The sequence below is a fragment of the Pseudanabaena sp. PCC 9330 genome (genome assembly GCF_055795045.1).
In genome coordinates this window covers 1-18252 of the sequence record NZ_JAYFES010000066.1, presented here as the reverse complement: position 1 = coordinate 18252, position 18252 = coordinate 1, and the positions used below count along the sequence as shown (strand labels likewise).

Here is an 18252-nt window from a genome sequence, read left to right as displayed (position 1 = left end):
ATGACCTACGTTCGGGTTAACGATATTGACCACTACTATGAGTGGGTAACTACCGATACGCCGCACGATCCGGCATCGACCAAACCCGTGATGGTGTTCATTCACGGTTGGGCTGGGTCGGCTCGCTATTGGCAGAGTACGGCGGCAGCGTTGTGCGATCGCTACGACTGCCTGCTCTACGACATGCGCGGCTTTGGGCGATCAATCATTGCCGCTGATCAGCAGGATGCGGCGGCGGCGCGGGGCTATGAGCTCGATACCTACGCCGATGACCTGGCTGCTCTGCTGGATGCGCTGGGTTTAGACAAGGTTTCCATCAATGCCCACTCCATGGGGGCATCGGTGGCAGTGTACTTTTTGAACCAGTATGGGGCCCGGGTGGAGAAGGCCATCCTCACCTGTAACGGCATTTTTGAGTACGATAAAGCCGCCTTTGAGGCGTTCTATAAGTTTGGTGGCTACGTGGTGGCCTTTCGGCCCAAGTGGCTGGGGCAAATTCCCCTAGCCCCGCGCTTTTTTATGGCCCGTTTCCTCAGCCGCCCCATCCCCGCCGCTGAGAAGATCGCGTTTCTGGAAGATTTCTTAAACGCTGACTACGCCACAGCCCTGGGCACTATTTTCACCTCAGTGAGCAAGAAGGCGACTGAAGTGATGCCGATCGAGTTCGCGAAAATTGCGGTGCCGACGCTGCTAGTGTCGGGAGAGTTTGACAAAATTACCCCAGCAGAGCTAGGCCGCACAGCAGCAGAATTGAACCCCAAAATTGAGTACGCTCTGGTCAAAAACACCGGGCACTTCCCGATGCTGGAAGATCCTGAGACCTATTTGGGATACGTAAATCAGTTTCTTGAGTAAAAAACTATCCCCTCCTGGGATGGGCAGGGGTGGGTCAGCCTAGCCCCCAAACCCACCCCGCCCTCCGGGCACCCCTCCCAGGAGGGGACGGCTTTACTGGGTTTCTTTGCGATGGATAAACTCCCCATTGACCAACTGTTGGCGCTCGATCGCCGTCATGTTTGGCATCCCTACGCGGCAATGCCCAGCTCAGGGCCAATTTTTCCGGTGAAGTCAGCCCAGGGCGTTTACCTGGAGTTGGAGACGGGAGAACGCCTAGTCGACGGCATGTCGTCGTGGTGGACCTGCATTCACGGCTACAACCATCCTCGGCTCAACCAGGCGGCTCAGGATCAGATGGGACACATGAGCCACGTCATGTTTGGCGGGCTGACTCACCAGCCTGCGGTGCAACTCGCCGCCAAGCTAGTGCAGATCACGCCAGCACCCTTGCAGCACGTCTTTTTCTGCGACTCCGGCTCGGTATCGGTGGAAGTGGCGATGAAGCTGGCGATTCAGTACTGGCACAACCGGGGCAAGCCGCAGAAGCAGCATTTTCTCACTGTTCGCAACGGTTATCACGGCGACACCTTTGCCGCGATGGCGGTGTGCGACCCGGTGAATGGTATGCACCATCTGTTTCGCAAAAGTTTGGTGGAGCAGTATTTTGCCGATGCGCCTCAGATTTCCTTTGCAGGATTGTGGGACGAGGGGGATATCGCCAGCTTTGAAGCGATTCTAGAACGCCACCATGGTGAGATTGCCGCCGCTATTTTTGAGCCGGTGGTGCAGGGGGCGGGGGGCATGCGCATCTACAGCCCCCAGTACGTGCGGCGGGCGCGAGAGCTGTGCGACCAGTACGGCGTACTGCTCATTCTCGATGAGATTGCCACAGGCTTTGGCCGCACGGGCAAGCTCTTTGCCTGCGAATATGCGGGCATTGATCCTGACATTCTCTGTGTTGGCAAGGCGCTGACCGGAGGATTTATGTCTCTAGCAGCGACGCTGACTACGACCCACATTAGCGAAACTTTTGCCCAGGGGGAAGCGGGGGTATTTATGCACGGCCCCACGTTTATGGGCAATCCATTGGCCTGCGCCGTAGCGCTAGAAAATTTGACCCTGCTAGAGAGCTACGACTGGGCCGCCAGAATAGTGGCCCTAGAAGCCCAGCTTAAGCAGGAACTGGCCCCCTGCCGCCACCTGCCAGCGGTGAAAGATGTGCGGGTTTTAGGGGCGATCGGCGTGGTTGAACTGCACGAGCCGGTGGATATGGCGGTGGTACAGCCCCAGTTTGTGGCCCAGGGGGTGTGGCTGCGCCCCTTTGGCCGGTTAATTTACACGATGCCGCCATACCTGGTTGAGCCAGCCCAGCTGCGGCAGATCACGAGCGCCATAGGCAAAGTCGCCGCTGAAATAACCAGCGGCGACTGAGAGAGTTTGAACCTATTACCGCTCTTAAGAGGCGATCGCCTTGGCTTTACTCAGATTTTCTTCCCACTTGCGGGGCGGGCTGGCGCGGCGAATGGTGCGCCAGATCTGGGTAGCAGCCAGAGTGCCGTCGGCTACTGCGACCGACACCTGGTTGATGCCTTTTTTGAGGTCGCCAATAGCAAAGATGCGATCGTGGCTAGTCTTACACATTTCGTCAGTGATCAAGTTTTCGCCATCCCATTCGAGACCGACGATGCCCTTGAGATATTGGTTGTGGTAGATCGAGCCCATGTTGATCAAGCCGGTGGTGGCTTCGACTACGGTGCCATCAGTCAGCTCGATGCCGCTCATTTTATGGTTTTCGCCCAAAATTTTGGCGATCGGCGCTTCGTAGAGAGGGTAGCCGTAATCGGCCAGCTTGGCCCGCATGTCTTCGCCGACGGTGCAAAGGCCGTGGGTGAGCACCGAAATGTAGGGGGTAAACCAGTCGAGCACAAAGGCAGCATTGATTTGAGACTCTTTGCCCGCAATCAGCACAGCCTTTTGGTTCCACATGTCAAAGCCGTCGCAGATCATGCAGACGTGAAGGGTGTAGCCCGCATAGTCGTAGACGTTTTGCATGTTGTCGAGCTGGGGCAGCACGTCGATCACGCCCGAGGCAGCAATCAAATATTTGGCCCGAAACACGGGGTAGACGCTGTCGGTTTTGCCCACTTTGACTTGTACAGCCAGTTGATCGCCCTCATCGACCACGTCTTCGACGAAGCCCCGTAGATAGTCAGCCCCCCAGTCAACCGACTGCTGCATACCGTGGTTGAGAATGGCACGACCGGGCGTATGGGGGTCGAAGCCAACCACGTTGCGCACTTCCTGCATCCACAGCGATCGCCCCTTGCCTTTTTCAACCACTAGGCACTTGAGGCCGTAGCGAGCCAAATAGATAGCCGCTGACAATCCACCCATGCCGCCGCCTACAACGATGGCATCGTAGACTTGGTCAGTGCGCTCGTGAAGGTTTTTGCGGGAGAGTTTCATAACGGTGATGGGGTTGGAGAGAACAGCGATAAAGCCTGAGCCGCAGAGAGGCGCTGAGACGTACCTCTAAGCTAAAAGGCTTTTCTAAAAAATAAGGCTAGGTCGTTCTAAACAATTTTTACTGAGAATTTAAGCGCGACTGGCCCAACGAGGTGATTCGTCACCTTATTTGCTCAAGGCTAGCGCGGGGGATGTACAGGGTCAGGCAGCAAGTACTGACGAGTTATGCCTGAGGATGGGGGCGAACTTGCCTGACTGGTATACACTCTCGAAAAAAGCAAAGGGGATTGCTAGAACCCCCTTTGCCGACTGCTCACCGAGGGTGAGCTAACGGGCAATTAGCCCACGAAAGCCAGACGGGGCTCAGACACGCCAGCGGGAGCAGTACCCTTCAGGTAGGCCAGCATGGTGTCGGCATCAGAGACCTCAAAGGGGTCAATGGGGCAGTTGTCGCCAAAGTCGGGCTCGGTGAAGATTTTCTCGATCGCACCGTCGTTGACGAGCATGGAGTAGCGCCAAGAGCGCATGCCGAAGCCCAAGTTAGACTTGTCGACCAGCATACCCATCTTGCGGGTAAATTCGCCGTTGCCGTCGGGTAGCAGGAAGACATTCTTAGCGCCAACCTTTTGGCCCCACTGGAACATGACGAAGGCGTCATTTACAGAGACACAGATGATGGTGTCAACACCCTGGGCCTTAAACTCTTCGTAGAGTTCTTCGTAGCGGGGCAGGTGGTTAGACGAGCAGGTGGGGGTGAAAGCGCCAGGCAGAGAGAAAACCACTACCTTCTTACCGGCAAAGATATCGCTGGTGGTCAGGTCTTGCCAGCGGTAGGGGTTAGACCCACCTACAGACTCATCGCGCACGCGGGTCTTAAAAGTGACTTCAGGTACACGTCCAGTAGCAACCATAATTACCTCTTTCGTAGTTTAGGAACAGATTAACTGCGTTTCCAGCCATTGCTGCTTAACTCAGAATAGTTCTGAGTTAAGAAATCTTCAATAAGTATAGTAACTCAAAGTCTGGAATTATTCCAAGGTAAGGTCAATTCTCTAGAGAGAATGTTATTGTTTAGAGATTAGGATATCGTAGTACGTCCATCTCCCCCGTGTCCTGTTCAGAGCAGTTTGGTGTAAGTTCAGCCTTGCTCAAGCGGGTGCTCGGCGGTATGGAGCTGAAATCAAGCGCGGAGCCAGGGAAAATGCTGCCCCAAGCCGATCAAATCGTTGCCATGCTCAAGTCAAAGGGGTTGCGAGTGACACCCCAGCGATTTGCCGTGTACAGCAATCTGCTGGGCCGCTACGACCACCCCACCGCCGACGATATTCTCAACGACCTCAACCAGGATGGGCCGACCTCTTCTCAAGCGACCGTCTACAGTTCGCTGCAAGCCCTGCGCGAAGTGAATCTGGTGCGCGAGGTGCTGTTAGAAGCAGGGGTCTGCCGCTATGATGCAAATGTGGGGCCGCACCACCATTTTCGCTGCCAGAGCTGTGGAGCGATCGCAGATATTCCCTGGGAAACTCTGGCCAGCCTCAACCTGCAAACCCTGAGCCCTCGCTGGCAGATTGAAGACTATGAAGTGACGGTGCGGGGCTTGTGCGATCGCTGTCAGGCTGAGTAAGTCAACTGGCGATCAATTGCTTCTAGCTCAGGCCTAGAGTGCCAAGGTTATCTAATTCCAAAAAATGACATTAACCTATGACTGAGCCAAAGCCCATCACCAGTGCCTGGCAGCTAAAGCCCTGGTGGTGCCAGCCCTGGTCGATTGTGTTGACTGGCTGTGCGATCGTAGGCTCTAGTTGGTTGCTGTTTCACCGCATCTGGCTAACTAGCGTTGTTGCCCTACCCATCGGGGTCTGGATGGGCTTTTTTTTGCTGCTCTGGCCGCGTCTGATGAAGGAATCGGGGTTGATGGACAGCCTTTCCCCTAGGCCTCATGAGCATTCAACCCCATCCAAGTAGAGACGTGCAGGTTGGACTGAGAGCCAACAATCGACTCTAGACTGGACTCGGCGTAGCTCTAAATTTCTAGGGAAAGCTGCACGTAGGTAGACTCTCCAGCGGGCTCTAGGTTAGACAAGGTGAGACCGAGCAGGCGCACAGGCTGTTGGCGATCGCAATGCATCACCAGCATTTCCTCAGCCCAGGCCTGTAGCGGCGACTCAGCCCCAACGGCGACCCCAAATGTGCGGCTACGGGTAATCTGTCGGTAGTTGGCGTATTTAATTTTGAGGGTGAGGGTGTGGCCCCGGCGGTTTTGTTCGCCCAGGCGACGCACCACCTCGGCCGCGACGCGATCGAGGGCGGCGGTCATCTCCGCCAGGGTGGTGAGATCGGGCGAGAACGATCGCTCGGCTCCGATCGATTTGCGAATGCGGTTGGGGTTGACGGGGCGATCGTCTTGCCCTCTGGCGACGCCGTAGTAAAAGCGGCCCGCTTTGCCGAAGTGCCGCACCAGGTCAGCCTCGGCCCAGGGTTGCAGGTCGGCCCCAGTGGCGATGCCCAGGGCGTGCATTTTGCGGGCCGTGACCTGGCCAATACCGTGAAATTTCTCGATGGGCAGGGCGGCGACAAAGGCCTGTGCCTGGTCGGGCAAAATCAAGGTCAAACCGTCGGGTTTGTTTTGCCCACTGGCCATTTTGGCAAGAAACTTGTTGACCGACACCCCCGCCGAAGCCGTGAGCTGAGTGGTGGCGAGAATGTCGGCTTTGATGCGACGGGCGATCGCCAGAGCAGAGGGTTCCTCCAGCGCATTCGCCGTGACATCCAGGTAAGCCTCATCCAGCGAAAGCGGCTCCACCAGGTCGGTGTAGCGGCAAAAGATCGCTCGGATTTGCCCAGAAACTTCTTTGTAAACCTCAAACCGGGGCCGGGCAAAGATGAGATCGGGGCACCGCTGCTGAGCAATGCGGGCAGGCATGGCTGAGTGAATGCCGTACTGGCGCGCTTCGTAGCTAGCGGCGGCGACAGCGCCCCGCTGCTCGGGGCGACCACCAACCACCAACGGCTTGCCCCGGTACTGCGGAAAGTCTCGCTGTTCTACAGAGGCGAAGAACGCATCCATATCGATATGCAGGATCTTTCTCATGGGCGCGATTTTGCCCCCGTTGGATTGGGCACCAGTGGAATCAGAGTGAGGCATGGCGGTTATACCCCATCGGGTCTGGGGGATTTGCCCACCTATGAAACTAAAGACTTAGGGCGATGATCTTAAGTATAGAAAGACAAGGGGTTAGGGCTATGGCCGAGTGGCAATCATCTCAGCAATCGCCGTTTCAGCAATCGATGTGGAACTTGGGCGCGGCCCAGGCCCAGATGGATGCGATCGCCGCCGCTCTCATGCCCCTGGGTATCTCTCCCTCAGGCCGCATGCAGGTACCCTCGATCGAAATCGAAGACACGGCTGCGGCTTTAGTCATCACGGCATTTTTGCCGGGGGTAGAGCCTCAGGCGGTGCAGGTGCGGGCCTCTCGCAAATCGCTCACCTTTTCGGGTCAGCGGCAGTCGGGTTACCGCAGCCCTCTCATGCAGGGGCTGGGTCTCAACTATTTTCAGCAGACGGTGCCGCTACCGGCGCGGGTGTGCGATCGCCAAATGCAGGTGGCCTACAGAGCCGGGGCGATCGTCGTGACGCTGCCCAAAGAACAGGGCTGGGCGCAGCGGCTCAGGCTAGGCTGGCAACGCACCAGAGTCTGGCTGGGGCAAACCCTCAAAGCCTGGGGCCAACGCCTGTTAGAAGATCGGTAACAGAATCTAAAGCCTAGGTAAGAAATCGTATCCAATGCCACTATCTGATCGACACTGGATGTATGCCAAGTGTAGAGCGAGATTTGGGGTTGTCCTATGGGTAAAACTCCACCTCTAGGCTGAAATTTGGTTTACTTCAAGACCAAGGATTGACCCTGTTTATGACCGACTTCGACGATTTTTTGCGCCACAAGTACGCCTATGTGGCCATTGGCGAGTTTAAACCCGGCTGCTTTAGCGAAGCCCGCCAGCTCTACGAAAAGGCGGTTTCTACTTACACCAAAGGCTTTCAGGGAGCCTATCTGCTACAAGAACCAGGCAGCGATCGCGGCATCGCCATCATTCTCTGGGACAGCATTGAAGATATGGACGACAACCAGAGCGAGGTTTATCAGCAGACCCTGGGCAAAATTGCCCACCTGTTTGAGACGCCGCCTGTGACCTCGTTCTACGAAGTGTGCAGCGAAATTGGTCTGCCCCAAATTTTGGCTAACGCTGTCTTGGCTAAGTAGCATCAGTTTGGGTCAACAGTAAATTTTGTGAATCGCGCTGTGAAAGGTAGGCACGTTTGAAGGGTTGAACGTGCCAGCTTTCTATGGGGCAAACTGAGCTAAGCTCCGAGGCCAAACTGGCCGTGATAGCCTGTCACTAGGCGGCTGCCGTCTTTGAAAATGTGTACCTCAATCTGGTCGCTGGCCCAGTTAATGTGGTCTCGTAGGGCTGGGTTAAACACCCGCACCCGCTGATTGCGCGACGATACTGGCGAGGTCGGGTCGTGGATGGCGAGGGTTTCCACAAAGGGGCCATCTACCAGAATGTCGAGCTGACCGAGCAACGCTTGAGCGCCAGGCGGGGCATTTAGCCCTCGTAGTTCTTCCAGGGTAAACCCTGAAAACGACATGGCGTTCAGCCCTGCCGCCTGCACCCGCCGCGCCACCGCCGCCAGGGCCGGAGCCTGCCAGAAAGGCTCGCCTCCTGAGAAGGTCACCCCTTCATTTTCTGGGTCGGCCAAAATGCGTTCTACCACCTCATCGACCGACATGATTTGGTTGGGTGCAAAGGGCCAGGAAGCCGGGTTGAAACAGCCCGGACATTCTCGCAGGCAGCCCTGCAGCCAGACCACGGCGCGCTTGCCCGGCCCGTTGACCTCTGAACGGTTGACGTAGCCCATCAGGTTGAGTTGGTTGGCAAGAGGGGAGTTGGTCATGGGGGTGGATGGGTAGGGGGTAGGGGCAGACCAATGTGTCTGCCCTGATCGTTTGGCTAAACGGCGACCAACTCCGCCATCACTGCGGCTACGGGCTGAATGTGACCGACCCCTCCCACGCTGCTGCCCGCAAACACTAGGCCATTCTCCACATCGCCTCGGCAGGCGCGATCGAGGGCGCGCAGAATGCAGTAGGTCTCGCGGCGATCGCGAAATTTGCACACCTGCAAGCAATTGGCAAAACAGTTGTCTTGTTTCCCAGGGGCTTCGCCCGCATTGACGCGATCCACAAAGGCGTTGCGCAGGGCGCGACCGGGCAGGCCAACGGGGCTGGGCACCAAGACAATATCGGCGGGGCCAGCGTTGAGGTGAAATTCTTTGTACCGCCGGTCAGCGTCGCACTCGTCGGTGGGGATAAAGCGGGTGCCAATCTGGACGCCGCTGGCCCCGAGGGATAGGGCGTGGAGCAGGGAGGTGCGATCGCACACGCCCCCCGCTGCAATCACCGGAATCGGCTGCTCAAAATTCTCCGCCAGGTAGCTCACCAGGGCTGGAATCACTGCCTCAGCGCTAATCGCCGGGTCGCCCAGTTCCTCGGCCTTGGCCCCCAGGTGCCCGCCCGCCGACTGGGGATTTTCGACCACGAAGGCATCGGGCAGGCGGTGGTACTGCCGCTGCCACTTTTTGCAGATCACCTGGGCCGCGCGCAGGCTGGAAATAATCGGCACCAGGGCCACCTGGGGTTGGTGGGCGGTGAGGGCGGGCAGGGTCAAGGGCAGCCCCGCGCCAGAAAAAATCAGGTTTGCGCCGTGGTCGACGGCGGTTTGTACCAGGGCTTCGTAGTCGCGGGCGGCAACCATGATATTGACACCGATCACGCCGTTGGGGCTGAGGGCACGGGCCTTTTGCAGTTCATCGATCAGGGCCAGGCGGTTGGCTTCAAAAAAGCGAGTCTGGCGAAGTTTGGGATTTTTTTCGTCAATGTCAAAGTGGGGCGATCGCATGCCCAGACCAACCGCCGAGACAATGCCGATGCCGCCAGCATTGGCCACCGCCGCCGCCAGGCCAGCGCCCGAAACGCGAATGCCCATGCCGCCCTGGATGATGGGGTTGGGGACAGTGTGTTGACCGATGGTGAGAGATGAAAGAGTTTGCATGGGTGGATGGGGATAGGGGGTAGGGGGTGAGGGGGTAGATGGGTAGGAGGAGACCTGGGTGTCTGCCCGAATGATTGATGTAGGGGCAAACGGTTGTTTGCCCATCCGGGGTTGTTTGCCCTTAAACCGACTGCGAAAACTGTCGGATGGTGCGATTCCTCAGGTAAGGGTCAAACACCGCCGCGATGTTGCGAATTAGCAGCCGTCCAGCGGGCAACACCTCGATGTGATGAGGGGGCAGCCGCACTAACCCATCCGCTTCGAGCACCTTGAGATCTTGGCGCTCGCGGGCAAAGTAGTCGTCGAAGTCTTGGTCAAAGCAGAGGTGATATTTTTCTTCAATGGCCGATTTCGACAGCTCAAACTGGCACATCAGCTCCATGATCACCGCCCGGCGCAAGATGTCGTCTTGGCTCAGTACTACGCCCCGCTCCAGGGGCAGTTCGTTGGCATCCACGGCTCTATAAAAGTCGCGCAGGCCCTTGTGGTTTTGGGCGTAGACATCGTGGAGCATGCTGATCGAGGTCATGCCAAAGCCCAGCAGATCAGACTCGGGCAGGGTGGTGTAGCCCTGGAAGTTGCGGTGGAGTTTGCCCTGGGATTGAGCGATCGCCAGCTCATCGGTGGCCTTAGCAAAGTGATCCATGCCGATGAACTGGTAGCCCGCCGCCGTCAGGCGATCGATGGTCAGGTGAAAAATTTCGAGTTTTTCCTCGGGGCCGGGCAGGGTGGCGGGGTCGATGTGCTTTTTCTGCACGGGTTTGAGCCAGGGCACGTAGGCAAAATTGAAGACGGCGATGCGATCGGGGTCGAGGCCCAGGGTTTTCTCAATCGTGTCTGAAAACGTAGCCAGGGTTTGGTAGGGCAGCCCGTAGATCAGGTCCACATTCACGCTTTCAAAACCTGCTTCTCGCAGCCAGCCCATGGCATCTACCAGCATGGCCTCGGGCTGAATGCGGTTGACCGCCGTCTGCACCGCCCGGTTAAAGTCTTGCAGACCAAAGCTCACCCGCTTAAAGCCCAGGTCTTTGAGAAATTGCACGTAGTCGCGATCGAGATCGCGGGGGTTCACCTCAATGGAGATCTCGGCGTTGGGGTCAAACTCAAAGTGCTGGTGCAGAGCATTCCACAGCCGTTCTACTTGCGCCTTGGTGAGATAGCTGGGGGTGCCGCCGCCCCAGTGCAGCTGGTTGACCCGGCGGTTAGAGACGCGATCGGCCACCTGGGCAATGTTGCGCTCCAGGTAATCCAGATAGGGGTCGGCCACTTTTTTGTGACGAGTGATCACCGTGTTGCAGCCGCAAAAATAGCAGGCCGACTCGCAAAAGGGAATGTGGCAGTAGAGCGACAGGGGCGTCTGCTTATAGTTGCCGACGGCGATCGCGGCCTCAAAATCCCTTGGCTTAAAGCTTTCTTTCATCTCCGTCGCCGGAGGAAAACTGGTATAGCGGGGCAGCGGCTGGTTGTACTTGTGCAGCAGCGCTGGGTCAAACACAACGGGCTTGGCAACAGAGAGCATAGTATTTTAGCGAGTCATAAAGATGGATATGTGGAGTCGTAGGGTGCATTCGCGGCTTGCCAACCGGAGCCAATTGTCCGAGTCTGAGCTTTTGAGCCGTAATGCACCGCTCGAATGCCGTGGAAATGGTGCATTGCTTCGCGAATGCACCCTACGGTGGGCTTACTCTGCTGCCACCAGGGCGACCATGCCGTGGTGGGGGTGCTGCTCGGTGCTGCCGGGGCGATCTTGCCGGGTAATCAGGTCAAACACATGGTCGCCCACCGCCGATCGCACATCCGGCTCCAGCTCGTGGAACACATCTCTGTTCAGCGCAAAGGCCAAATTCGCCTCATCCACCAATTGCTGAATCAGCGCTTCACCCACCGGCAGCGCATTCAGTGCGTCGCGGTATTTGAGCTTAAAGTCGCGCTTGGCCTCGACTGTGGGCAGCTGGTCAAACTCATGGAGCGCGGTGCCCTGATCTGGCGGCAGGCTCAGGGCCGATCGCACGATGTGCCGCAGCCCCTGCCCGCCAGAGAGATCGCCCATGTAGCGCACGTAGGCATGGGCGACCAACAGCGCCGGGTTGGTCGATGAAACTTCAAGAATGCGGTTCACGTAGCGCAGACCCGCAGGGGTAGCGATGATCTCATGCGGCCAGCGATCGCCGTAGTAAAAGGCCAAATCTTCCTCTAGCTTCTGGGTGCGCAGCAGTTCAGCAAACACCATCGACCCCACCACGGGGTGCGCCTGGTGGCCGACCATTTCGGCCTCTAGGGTGCTGTAGAGAAAATAGAGATCCGCAGTGAGCTTTTTAAAGGGCTCTAGCTCCACAATGCCCTTCAAAAAGCACTTCATGAATGCCGTATTTTCAGACAGGGTGTGGGAGATCTGGGTGCCCTCCCGCAGACGCTGGGCCAAATCGGTCATGGGTGTACCTCGCGAACAAAAATCTTTTAATCACTATACAGCTATTAAATGCTTAAGCAAGGCTAAGGCATAAAGTTTTATGTCTTGGGGTGGGCCTGGGGATGAGGCGTCAGCCCCGTGGCCTGCGGAGGGCAAGATTGTTGAATTTCCTGCGAAACAGTCTCTCAAGCCTGCGGCAAGAACGTCCCCAGGCTGAGCCCGGATGGCTGCTGGGTCTAAATTTCTTAACCCAGGTAAAAGCCTGAAATCATCGTGCTATGGTCTATAGCTATTAAGCGATGAAGCTGTTTTGTCGCTGCACTCCCTTGCCGTCTATCCCCAAATTGCTCCTATGGTGACTGCTCTCCCCCAGCCCAGCGATAGCCAGGTCAAAGCTGCCATTGAAGAAAACCTGCTCTCGCCCCGGTTCTACATCACCGACTTCGACAAAGCCGCCACCATGGATCTATCCCTGGAAGCCGAAGGGCTCCAGACCATGCTGGAGGAAATGCGGGCCGACTACAACCGCCACCACTTCTCCCGCGACGACTCTTTTGCCCAAAACTGGGATCACATCCAGGGTGACGAGCGCCGGGCATTTGTAGATTATCTAGAGCGATCGTGCGTCTCAGAGTTTTCGGGCTTTTTGCTGTTTAAGGAACTGTCGCGCCGCATCAAAGACCGCAGCCCGGTGCTGGCCGAAATCTTTAGCCTCATGGCCCGTGACGAGGCCCGCCATGCCGGTTTTCTCAACAAGTGCATGCAGGATTTTCACATTTCCCTTGACCTAGCCAAGCTGACCAAAACCCGCGAATACACCTTCTTCCCAGTGGAGTGGATCGTCTACGCCGTGTATCTCTCCGAGAAAATTGGCTACTGGCGCTACATTCTCATCTATCGCCACCTAGAGCAGCACCCTGAGCACAGCTTTTACCCGCTGTTCAACTACTTCGAGAGCTGGTGCCAAGATGAAAACCGCCATGGGGATATTTTTAAGGCTTTGGTGCGATCGCAGCCCTCAATGTGGCAAACCTGGCAAGGCCGCCTCTGGAGTCGCTTCTTCTTGCTCTCGGTCTTTGCCACCCACAGCTTGACGGTGCATGAGCGGGCCAAATTCTACGAAATGCTCGGTCTAGACGCCGCCGAGTTTGACAAAGAAGTCGTCCGCAAAACCAACGACACCGCCGCCCGCGCTTTCCCCGTCTACCTCAATGTCGATCACCCCGAATTTTTCCCCCGCCTGGAACGGGCCGCCGCCCGCAACCTCAAAATCAAGCAAATTATGGAAAGCCCGACCCCCCAATGGCTAAAGCAGGCTCGAAAACTGCCCCAGGTGCTCGGCATCGTCGGTGACCTACTGCGTCTCTATCTGATTAAGCCCCTAAACGCCGAAGCGCTACGCGGTACGGTGAGATAACCAGACACCTTTTAAGCTGGCAAAACGGCCCCGGTTAAGTCAGCCTGAGCCAAGGTTGCCCCGGTCAGGTCGGCCTCGGCTAGATTTGCCTCGCGCAAAATGACTCCGGTGAGGTCGGCGTAGCTCAGATCGGCCCCCTGCAGGTTGGCACCACTCAGGTCGGTCTTGGGCGACTCGGGGCGAAAGCCCTGGCCCAGCTGGGCGCGACAGAGCTTGGCCCCACTCAAATTTGCCTGGGCCAGCTGCGCGCCGCTGAGGTGGGCGTAGCTGAGGTTGGCCCCCTCTAAGTTGGCTGCCATCAAGTTGGTTTGCTGATCAGAGGTGGGGCGCAGATCGGCATCGATCAGCAGCGCCTCAGATAGATTGGCATCTTGAAAGTTGACGCCGCAGAGAATGGCTTTGATCAGGTTGGCCTGGCTGAGCTGGGCGCGCACAAACACCGCTCCGCTGAGATCGGCATCTCGAAACTGCGCCTGACTGCCCTGGACTGCGGTAAAGTCGGCCCCCCACAGCAGGGCTTCGCTGAGGTCGGCCTGGGTGAAATTGCTTTGGTTAAAGTGGGTGCGCCCCAGCCGGGCCTGGCGCAGGTCGCTGTGGCTAAAGTCGGTACCGCTGAGGTCAGCTTGCAGCAGCTCGATCTCAACCAGCTTAAGGTTAGAGAAAGTGCGATCGCCCCGCCCATAGCACCCTAAAATTTCCCCAGCATCCATGGGTGAACCCATCCAAAACACCCCCGTAGTGTATCAACAAAAAAGCCAGACCCCGGCAGTTTTTGCCTAGGGTCTGGCCTTGGAGATAGGCGGTCTACCGCCCGAACTTAGACTTAATGTTATCTACTTGATAAACAGCATCTCCTGGTAGGTGGGTAGGGGCCAGAGGTCATCAGCCACTTCGCCTTCGAGGGCGTCGGCGTACTCGCGCACCTGATCCATCAGCGGGCGAATCGTTTGGGCGCAGAACTGCATGTGCTCTTCTACCGACATAAAGTGCTTGGTTAGCAGGTCACTCAGTTCGTCCACCGAGGCCATCATCGACTTGGTCAGCTCAGCCACCTTAACGACGCTATCTTTGCCAAACTCAATGCCGATTTCATCGAGGCTGTCGATGGTCTTGGCCAGCTCGCCCAGGTAGCGCACGGCAGCGGGGTAAATGATGGTCTTGGCCATGCTGATCACCAGCTTAGCTTCAACCTCAATGTGCTGAATGTACTGCTCGGAGTAGGCCTCAAAGCGGCTGCCCAGTTCCACTGGGGAGAGCACCTTTTCTTTGGCAAACAGGTCTTCGATGTACTGCTCGCGCAGCACAGGCAAGGCGTCGGCGGTGGTGCGCAGATTGAGCAGCCCCCGCTCGTTGACCGCCATTTCGTGCCACTCGCTCGAGTAGCCGTTGCCGTTAAACACCACAGCCCCGTGGTCGCGAATGATGTCGCGCAGAATGTCGTGGATAGCCACATTTAGCTCTAGGCCGCCGTTGAGCTTGGCTTCAAGCTGATCGGCAATCCAGTCGAGGGAGTCGGCCAGGATGGTGTTCATCGCCACCAGCGGCCCGGCCACCGACTGACCCGACCCCACGGCGCGAAACTCAAACCGGTTGCCGGTAAAGGCAAAGGGAGAGGTGCGGTTGCGATCGCCCGCATCCTTCGGGAAGATCGGCAGGGTGGGCACGCCCAGATCCATATCGCCCTTGCTCTGGGAGCCGGTGACCTCACCCGAGGCAATCTGGTCAAACACATCTTGCAGCTGGCTGCCCAGGTAAATAGAGATGATCGCGGGCGGCGCTTCGTTGGCCCCCAGTCTATGGTCGTTGCTGGCGCTGGCGATCACCGCCCGCAGCAGCGGCCCGTACTTATGCACGCCGCGAATCACCGCGCCGCAAAACACCAGAAACTGCGCATTGGAGTGGGGGGTGTCGCCCGGATCTAGCAGGTTGCCCTGGGTGGGGTTGCCCACCGACCAGTTGACGTGCTTGCCCGAGCCGTTGATGCCCGCAAAGGGCTTCTCGTGCAGCAGGCAGAGAAAGCCATGCTTCTTGGCCGTGTTGCGCAGCACGGTCATAATCAGCTGCTGGTGGTCGCTGGCCACGTTAGCCGCTTCAAAGAAGGGAGCTATCTCAAACTGGCCAGGGGCCACCTCGTTGTGGCGAGTTTTGGCCGGAATACCGAGACGGTAGAGCTTTTCCTCCACATCCTGCATGAAGATCTGGACGCGCTCAGGAATCGCACCGAAGTAGTGGTCGTCAAACTGCTGACCCTTGGCCGGAGCCTTGCCAAACAGGGTGCGGCCTGCCAGCAGCAGGTCGGGGCGCACGGTGGCGAAGTTGGCATCGACCAAGAAATATTCTTGCTCAGCGCCGCAGCTGGAATTGACCGGGGCCACTTCGCTGTGGCCCAGCAGTTTAAGCACGCGGGTAGCGGCCTTGCTCATGGCAGCGTTGGAGCGCAGCAGCGGGGTTTTCTTATCCAGTGCTTCCCCCGTCCACGACACAAACACGGTGGGAATGCAGAGGGTGACACCGTTCTCGGTCTCCATGACAAAGGCGGGGCTGGTCACATCCCAGGCGGTGTAGCCGCGCGCCTCAAAGGTAGAGCGAATGCCACCGTTGGGGAAGCTGGAGCCATCGGGCTCGCCCTGCACCAGCACCTTGCCCGAAAATTCTGAAATTACCGACCCGTCGCTCTGCACCGAGATAAAGCCGTCGTGCTTTTCGGCGGTGGCGTTGGTCAGCGGGTAGAACATGTGGGAGTAGTAGAGCGCCCCCTTAGAGATAGCCCAGTCTTTCATCGCCACGGCCACTACATCAGCCACCGACATGTCGAGGGTGGCACCCGTGGTGATGGTTTTTTGCAGCGACTTAAACACCGACTTGGGCAGGCATTCCTGCATTTTGTTGAGGCTAAAGACGTCTTTGGCCCACAGGTCTTCGAGCCGCCCTGGAGTGCTGACGGGCACCTTAGGCCGACAGGCAATGCTGGCAATGGCCTGGGCGCGCAATTCGTTTCCACTCATAGCAATCTCCTAGTAACTAAGGGCGTGAAGAAAAGCTGGCTAAAGTAGAAACCAGTAGCTCAGCTGTGTGACAACTCAATCGGTAAAAAGTTGGATTAGGTTAAAAAAAATTGCACTTCTTTCAACCATTGATCGTCCGCAAGAGGGGCTGGCAGAGTTTTAACTTTGAACTGAACCAACCCTTGAAGGGTTTAAGACTGGCAGTGCATCCTTGAATCGAGCTGCGATTTTGGTGGAGAGGCGGCATCCTATCGGTCAAAGTTATTGACGCAAAGCCAACCACAAAGCGGCAAAACTAAGGCCCCTGAACATTAAAAAAGCCTAGACGGTACAGAATCTCAAAATCTCCCACAAGTAACAGGTGCAGAACAGGCAGCTATGGGTTGGCGGCGTGAGGCCGAAACTGTTGCCTAGCAAAGCTCCAGAACGAGGCAGAAACGGAGCTGCGATCCTGAAACATTACATCCCGGGATAGTAAATGCAAAGCAAAGTCAGTTTTGTATTCAACAATACTATTTTGTCTGGGTGACCCAATCTTAAGTATGGCTTTCCACGGCTGGGGCAGGGTGGGCACCGTTACCCAGAATGGGCTTGATTTCCTGGGGCGATCGCACCGTCTTCTCTCACTGCTTTTAACACCCACTACCTCGAAGGCCATAGCGCGTCTGGCATCAATGCTTAACTCAGCCAAAGCAACCCGCCGAGAACCAGGGCCATCCCGGCCAGGGCAACCCACAAAAAGCCGTTGTCTTTGGTGTTGATTTGGCTCGGGTCAAGGGGGGTGGGTTCTACTCTGGGGCGGTAGGAGGGCTTAGCCGCCACCGAATAGGTAGACCGGCCAATACTTTCAGCCCCATCAGCCGAAATGGCCTCTAGATCGGGGATCTCGGTCATCCAGTTGGTAGGGCGATTGAGCTGTGGCGCTTGCAGAATGTAGAGCAGGTTTTTGGCCTGCTTGCGCGTTTCTAGGTCGGGGTGACGAGACAACACCTGACACAGGGCAATGGCTTCAGTCTGGCGTCCTACGGCGCTGTAGGCATTCACCAGCCAGGTTTGAATTTCACCGCCCAGGGGGGTAGTGGCCGGTACCAAACTAGCGGCAGCCTCGAAATAGCCGACTGCCTCTCGGTAGCTGCCGCGTTCAAAGGCAGCTTGGCCCTGGATGTACTGGGTTTTGGCGCGATCGCGGGGCGTTTCGGTCATAGCGTAAACAGAAAAAGGGGCCAAACCCAAGGCAAAACAACAGTAACCTGTTGCCTCCAGGCTAGGATGCAGATCTCTAGCATTTTAACCCTGCCTATTCCCCAGCGGGAGGGCTAAACCGGGCGATCGCGCCAGCCCCTCCCACCGGCCCCAGTGTCTACGCCTGGGCAAAGACGCTATGCTGGGGCTGATTTAGCATTGAGTAAGCTATGGCACGGCAGCGGGCGTTTTCGGGCAGTCATTGGGAAGCAACGGTGGGCTACTGCCGCGCCCTGCGGGTAGGGCAGCAGGTATATGTCTCGGGCACCGCCCCCAGCGATGGCCAGGGGGGCACCTTTGCCCCAGGAGATGCCTACGCCCAGACCCAGCGGTGCTTTGAGATTATTCAGCAAGCTTTAGAAGATCTAGGATCCAACCTCAGCGAGGTGGTGAGAACCCGCGTTTACCTCACCGACATGGGCCGCTGGGAAGAGGTAGCCCGCGCCCACCGTGAGCTATTTGCCGACCATCCGCCCTGCAATACCACCGTCGAAATTCCAGCCCTGATCAATCCCGATATGCTGGTCGAAATTGAGGTAGAAGCGGTCTGTGAAGAGCCATTGTCCCCAGATATCCAGCCGCAGCGAATGATTTTGGGCCGCCCTATTCAACCCGCTCCGTTTCTACCGATAACCGCAGCCGACTTGGATGAAGGCTGTTTAGATTAACCTGAGTTCGACAGCTAAAAAGCGGCTTGTGGCAGGGCTTTAAGCTCATAGTCAGGGATGCCTAACGAGGGCTTATCGGGGTGGTAGGAATAG

General features: G+C 57.2%; 18 protein-coding genes. 8 read left to right on the top strand and 10 right to left on the bottom strand.

The window, feature by feature from the left end; all coding sequences use genetic code 11:
• Nucleotides 1-855 carry an alpha/beta fold hydrolase gene (locus AC0QKW_RS04350; RefSeq protein WP_473149830.1) on the top strand — a complete coding sequence of 285 codons (855 nt, stop codon included), beginning with the start codon at nucleotides 1-3 and terminating at the stop codon, nucleotides 853-855.
• Nucleotides 856-966: 111 nt separating this feature from the next.
• Nucleotides 967-2268: an adenosylmethionine--8-amino-7-oxononanoate transaminase gene (gene bioA, locus AC0QKW_RS04345; RefSeq protein WP_473149829.1), complete on the top strand. Its 1302-nt coding sequence runs from the start codon at nucleotides 967-969 to the stop codon at nucleotides 2266-2268.
• A 24-nt stretch (nucleotides 2269-2292) separates the two neighbouring features.
• On the opposite strand, the gene AC0QKW_RS04340 is transcribed toward bioA, so the two are convergent.
• Nucleotides 2293-3303, bottom strand: a complete 1011-nt coding sequence (locus AC0QKW_RS04340; protein WP_473149828.1) for an NAD(P)/FAD-dependent oxidoreductase — start codon at nucleotides 3301-3303, stop codon at nucleotides 2293-2295.
• Between the two features lie 338 nt (nucleotides 3304-3641).
• On the bottom strand, nucleotides 3642-4214 hold the full coding sequence (locus AC0QKW_RS04335; RefSeq protein ID WP_473149827.1) for a redoxin family protein: 573 nt from the start codon (nucleotides 4212-4214) through the stop codon (nucleotides 3642-3644).
• 290 nt (nucleotides 4215-4504) lie between these two features.
• On the opposite strand from AC0QKW_RS04335, the gene AC0QKW_RS04330 reads away from it, so the two are divergent.
• Complete coding sequence (locus tag AC0QKW_RS04330; RefSeq protein WP_473149901.1) at nucleotides 4505-4927, top strand: Fur family transcriptional regulator; 423 nt, start codon at nucleotides 4505-4507, stop codon at nucleotides 4925-4927.
• Nucleotides 4928-5004: 77 nt separating this feature from the next.
• Complete coding sequence (locus AC0QKW_RS04325; protein WP_473149826.1) at nucleotides 5005-5268, top strand: DUF6737 family protein; 264 nt, start codon at nucleotides 5005-5007, stop codon at nucleotides 5266-5268.
• Between the two features lie 58 nt (nucleotides 5269-5326).
• On the opposite strand, the gene dinB is transcribed toward AC0QKW_RS04325, so the two are convergent.
• Nucleotides 5327-6394 carry a DNA polymerase IV gene (gene dinB / locus AC0QKW_RS04320; protein ID WP_473149900.1) on the bottom strand — a complete coding sequence of 356 codons (1068 nt, stop codon included), beginning with the start codon at nucleotides 6392-6394 and terminating at the stop codon, nucleotides 5327-5329.
• Between the two features lie 152 nt (nucleotides 6395-6546).
• Here dinB and AC0QKW_RS04315 point away from each other — a divergent pair, with 152 nt between their 5' ends.
• Entirely contained in the window at nucleotides 6547-7053 is a 507-nt protein-coding gene (locus AC0QKW_RS04315) for an Hsp20/alpha crystallin family protein (protein ID WP_473149825.1), read from the top strand.
• 161 nt (nucleotides 7054-7214) lie between these two features.
• Nucleotides 7215-7565, top strand: a complete 351-nt coding sequence (locus AC0QKW_RS04310) for an antibiotic biosynthesis monooxygenase (protein ID WP_473149824.1) — start codon at nucleotides 7215-7217, stop codon at nucleotides 7563-7565.
• Nucleotides 7566-7663: 98 nt separating this feature from the next.
• On the opposite strand, the gene AC0QKW_RS04305 is transcribed toward AC0QKW_RS04310, so the two are convergent.
• The 4 genes from AC0QKW_RS04305 to AC0QKW_RS04290 form a co-directional block, all read right to left on the bottom strand.
• A complete protein-coding gene (locus AC0QKW_RS04305; RefSeq protein WP_473149823.1) occupies nucleotides 7664-8260 on the bottom strand; it encodes a 4Fe-4S single cluster domain-containing protein in 597 nt (198 codons plus the stop codon).
• A gap of 56 nt (nucleotides 8261-8316) precedes the next feature.
• The gene (locus tag AC0QKW_RS04300; protein ID WP_473149822.1) at nucleotides 8317-9417 is read right to left on the bottom strand and encodes an NAD(P)H-dependent flavin oxidoreductase; all 1101 of its coding nucleotides are present in this window, start codon (nucleotides 9415-9417) and stop codon (nucleotides 8317-8319) included.
• 121 nt (nucleotides 9418-9538) lie between these two features.
• Entirely contained in the window at nucleotides 9539-10936 is a 1398-nt protein-coding gene (gene hemN, locus AC0QKW_RS04295) for an oxygen-independent coproporphyrinogen III oxidase (RefSeq protein ID WP_473149821.1), read from the bottom strand.
• 162 nt (nucleotides 10937-11098) lie between these two features.
• On the bottom strand, nucleotides 11099-11848 hold the full coding sequence (locus tag AC0QKW_RS04290; protein WP_473149820.1) for a biliverdin-producing heme oxygenase: 750 nt from the start codon (nucleotides 11846-11848) through the stop codon (nucleotides 11099-11101).
• Between the two features lie 331 nt (nucleotides 11849-12179).
• Here AC0QKW_RS04290 and acsF point away from each other — a divergent pair, with 331 nt between their 5' ends.
• Nucleotides 12180-13244, top strand: coding sequence for a magnesium-protoporphyrin IX monomethyl ester (oxidative) cyclase (acsF, locus tag AC0QKW_RS04285; protein WP_473149819.1), 1065 nt, complete (start codon nucleotides 12180-12182; stop codon nucleotides 13242-13244).
• An 11-nt stretch (nucleotides 13245-13255) separates the two neighbouring features.
• Here the strand turns inward: acsF and hetL are convergent, their stop codons facing one another.
• The 3 genes from hetL to AC0QKW_RS04270 form a co-directional block, all read right to left on the bottom strand.
• A complete protein-coding gene (gene hetL, locus AC0QKW_RS04280) occupies nucleotides 13256-13954 on the bottom strand; it encodes a heterocyst differentiation pentapeptide repeat protein HetL (protein ID WP_473149818.1) in 699 nt (232 codons plus the stop codon).
• A 123-nt stretch (nucleotides 13955-14077) separates the two neighbouring features.
• Nucleotides 14078-16249 carry a glutamine synthetase III family protein gene (locus AC0QKW_RS04275; protein WP_473149817.1) on the bottom strand — a complete coding sequence of 724 codons (2172 nt, stop codon included), beginning with the start codon at nucleotides 16247-16249 and terminating at the stop codon, nucleotides 14078-14080.
• Nucleotides 16250-16927: 678 nt separating this feature from the next.
• A complete protein-coding gene (locus tag AC0QKW_RS04270; protein ID WP_473149816.1) occupies nucleotides 16928-17452 on the bottom strand; it encodes a hypothetical protein in 525 nt (174 codons plus the stop codon).
• A gap of 209 nt (nucleotides 17453-17661) precedes the next feature.
• Here AC0QKW_RS04270 and AC0QKW_RS04265 point away from each other — a divergent pair, with 209 nt between their 5' ends.
• Complete coding sequence (locus tag AC0QKW_RS04265) at nucleotides 17662-18159, top strand: RidA family protein (protein WP_473149815.1); 498 nt, start codon at nucleotides 17662-17664, stop codon at nucleotides 18157-18159.
• The last annotated feature ends 93 nt before the right edge of the window (nucleotides 18160-18252 follow it).

Excerpts from the sequence above, each read along its gene's own strand:
- AC0QKW_RS04275 (WP_473149817.1), bottom strand. The coding sequence starts at position 16,249 with ATGAGTGGAAACGAATTGCGCGCCCAGGCCATTGCCAGCATTGCCTGT.
- acsF (WP_473149819.1), top strand. The coding sequence starts at position 12,180 with ATGGTGACTGCTCTCCCCCAGCCCAGCGATAGCCAGGTCAAAGCTGCC.
- hemN (WP_473149821.1), bottom strand. The coding sequence starts at position 10,936 with ATGCTCTCTGTTGCCAAGCCCGTTGTGTTTGACCCAGCGCTGCTGCAC.
- bioA (WP_473149829.1), top strand. The coding sequence starts at position 967 with ATGGATAAACTCCCCATTGACCAACTGTTGGCGCTCGATCGCCGTCAT.
- AC0QKW_RS04325 (WP_473149826.1), top strand. The coding sequence starts at position 5,005 with ATGACTGAGCCAAAGCCCATCACCAGTGCCTGGCAGCTAAAGCCCTGG.
- AC0QKW_RS04265 (WP_473149815.1), top strand. The coding sequence starts at position 17,662 with ATGGCACGGCAGCGGGCGTTTTCGGGCAGTCATTGGGAAGCAACGGTG.
- AC0QKW_RS04290 (WP_473149820.1), bottom strand. The coding sequence starts at position 11,848 with ATGACCGATTTGGCCCAGCGTCTGCGGGAGGGCACCCAGATCTCCCAC.
- hetL (WP_473149818.1), bottom strand. The coding sequence starts at position 13,954 with ATGGATGCTGGGGAAATTTTAGGGTGCTATGGGCGGGGCGATCGCACT.
- AC0QKW_RS04340 (WP_473149828.1), bottom strand. The coding sequence starts at position 3,303 with ATGAAACTCTCCCGCAAAAACCTTCACGAGCGCACTGACCAAGTCTAC.
- AC0QKW_RS04270 (WP_473149816.1), bottom strand. The coding sequence starts at position 17,452 with ATGACCGAAACGCCCCGCGATCGCGCCAAAACCCAGTACATCCAGGGC.
- AC0QKW_RS04330 (WP_473149901.1), top strand. The coding sequence starts at position 4,505 with ATGCTGCCCCAAGCCGATCAAATCGTTGCCATGCTCAAGTCAAAGGGG.
- AC0QKW_RS04335 (WP_473149827.1), bottom strand. The coding sequence starts at position 4,214 with ATGGTTGCTACTGGACGTGTACCTGAAGTCACTTTTAAGACCCGCGTG.
- AC0QKW_RS04315 (WP_473149825.1), top strand. The coding sequence starts at position 6,547 with ATGGCCGAGTGGCAATCATCTCAGCAATCGCCGTTTCAGCAATCGATG.
- AC0QKW_RS04350 (WP_473149830.1), top strand. The coding sequence starts at position 1 with ATGACCTACGTTCGGGTTAACGATATTGACCACTACTATGAGTGGGTA.
- dinB (WP_473149900.1), bottom strand. The coding sequence starts at position 6,394 with ATGAGAAAGATCCTGCATATCGATATGGATGCGTTCTTCGCCTCTGTA.
- AC0QKW_RS04310 (WP_473149824.1), top strand. The coding sequence starts at position 7,215 with ATGACCGACTTCGACGATTTTTTGCGCCACAAGTACGCCTATGTGGCC.
- AC0QKW_RS04300 (WP_473149822.1), bottom strand. The coding sequence starts at position 9,417 with ATGCAAACTCTTTCATCTCTCACCATCGGTCAACACACTGTCCCCAAC.
- AC0QKW_RS04305 (WP_473149823.1), bottom strand. The coding sequence starts at position 8,260 with ATGACCAACTCCCCTCTTGCCAACCAACTCAACCTGATGGGCTACGTC.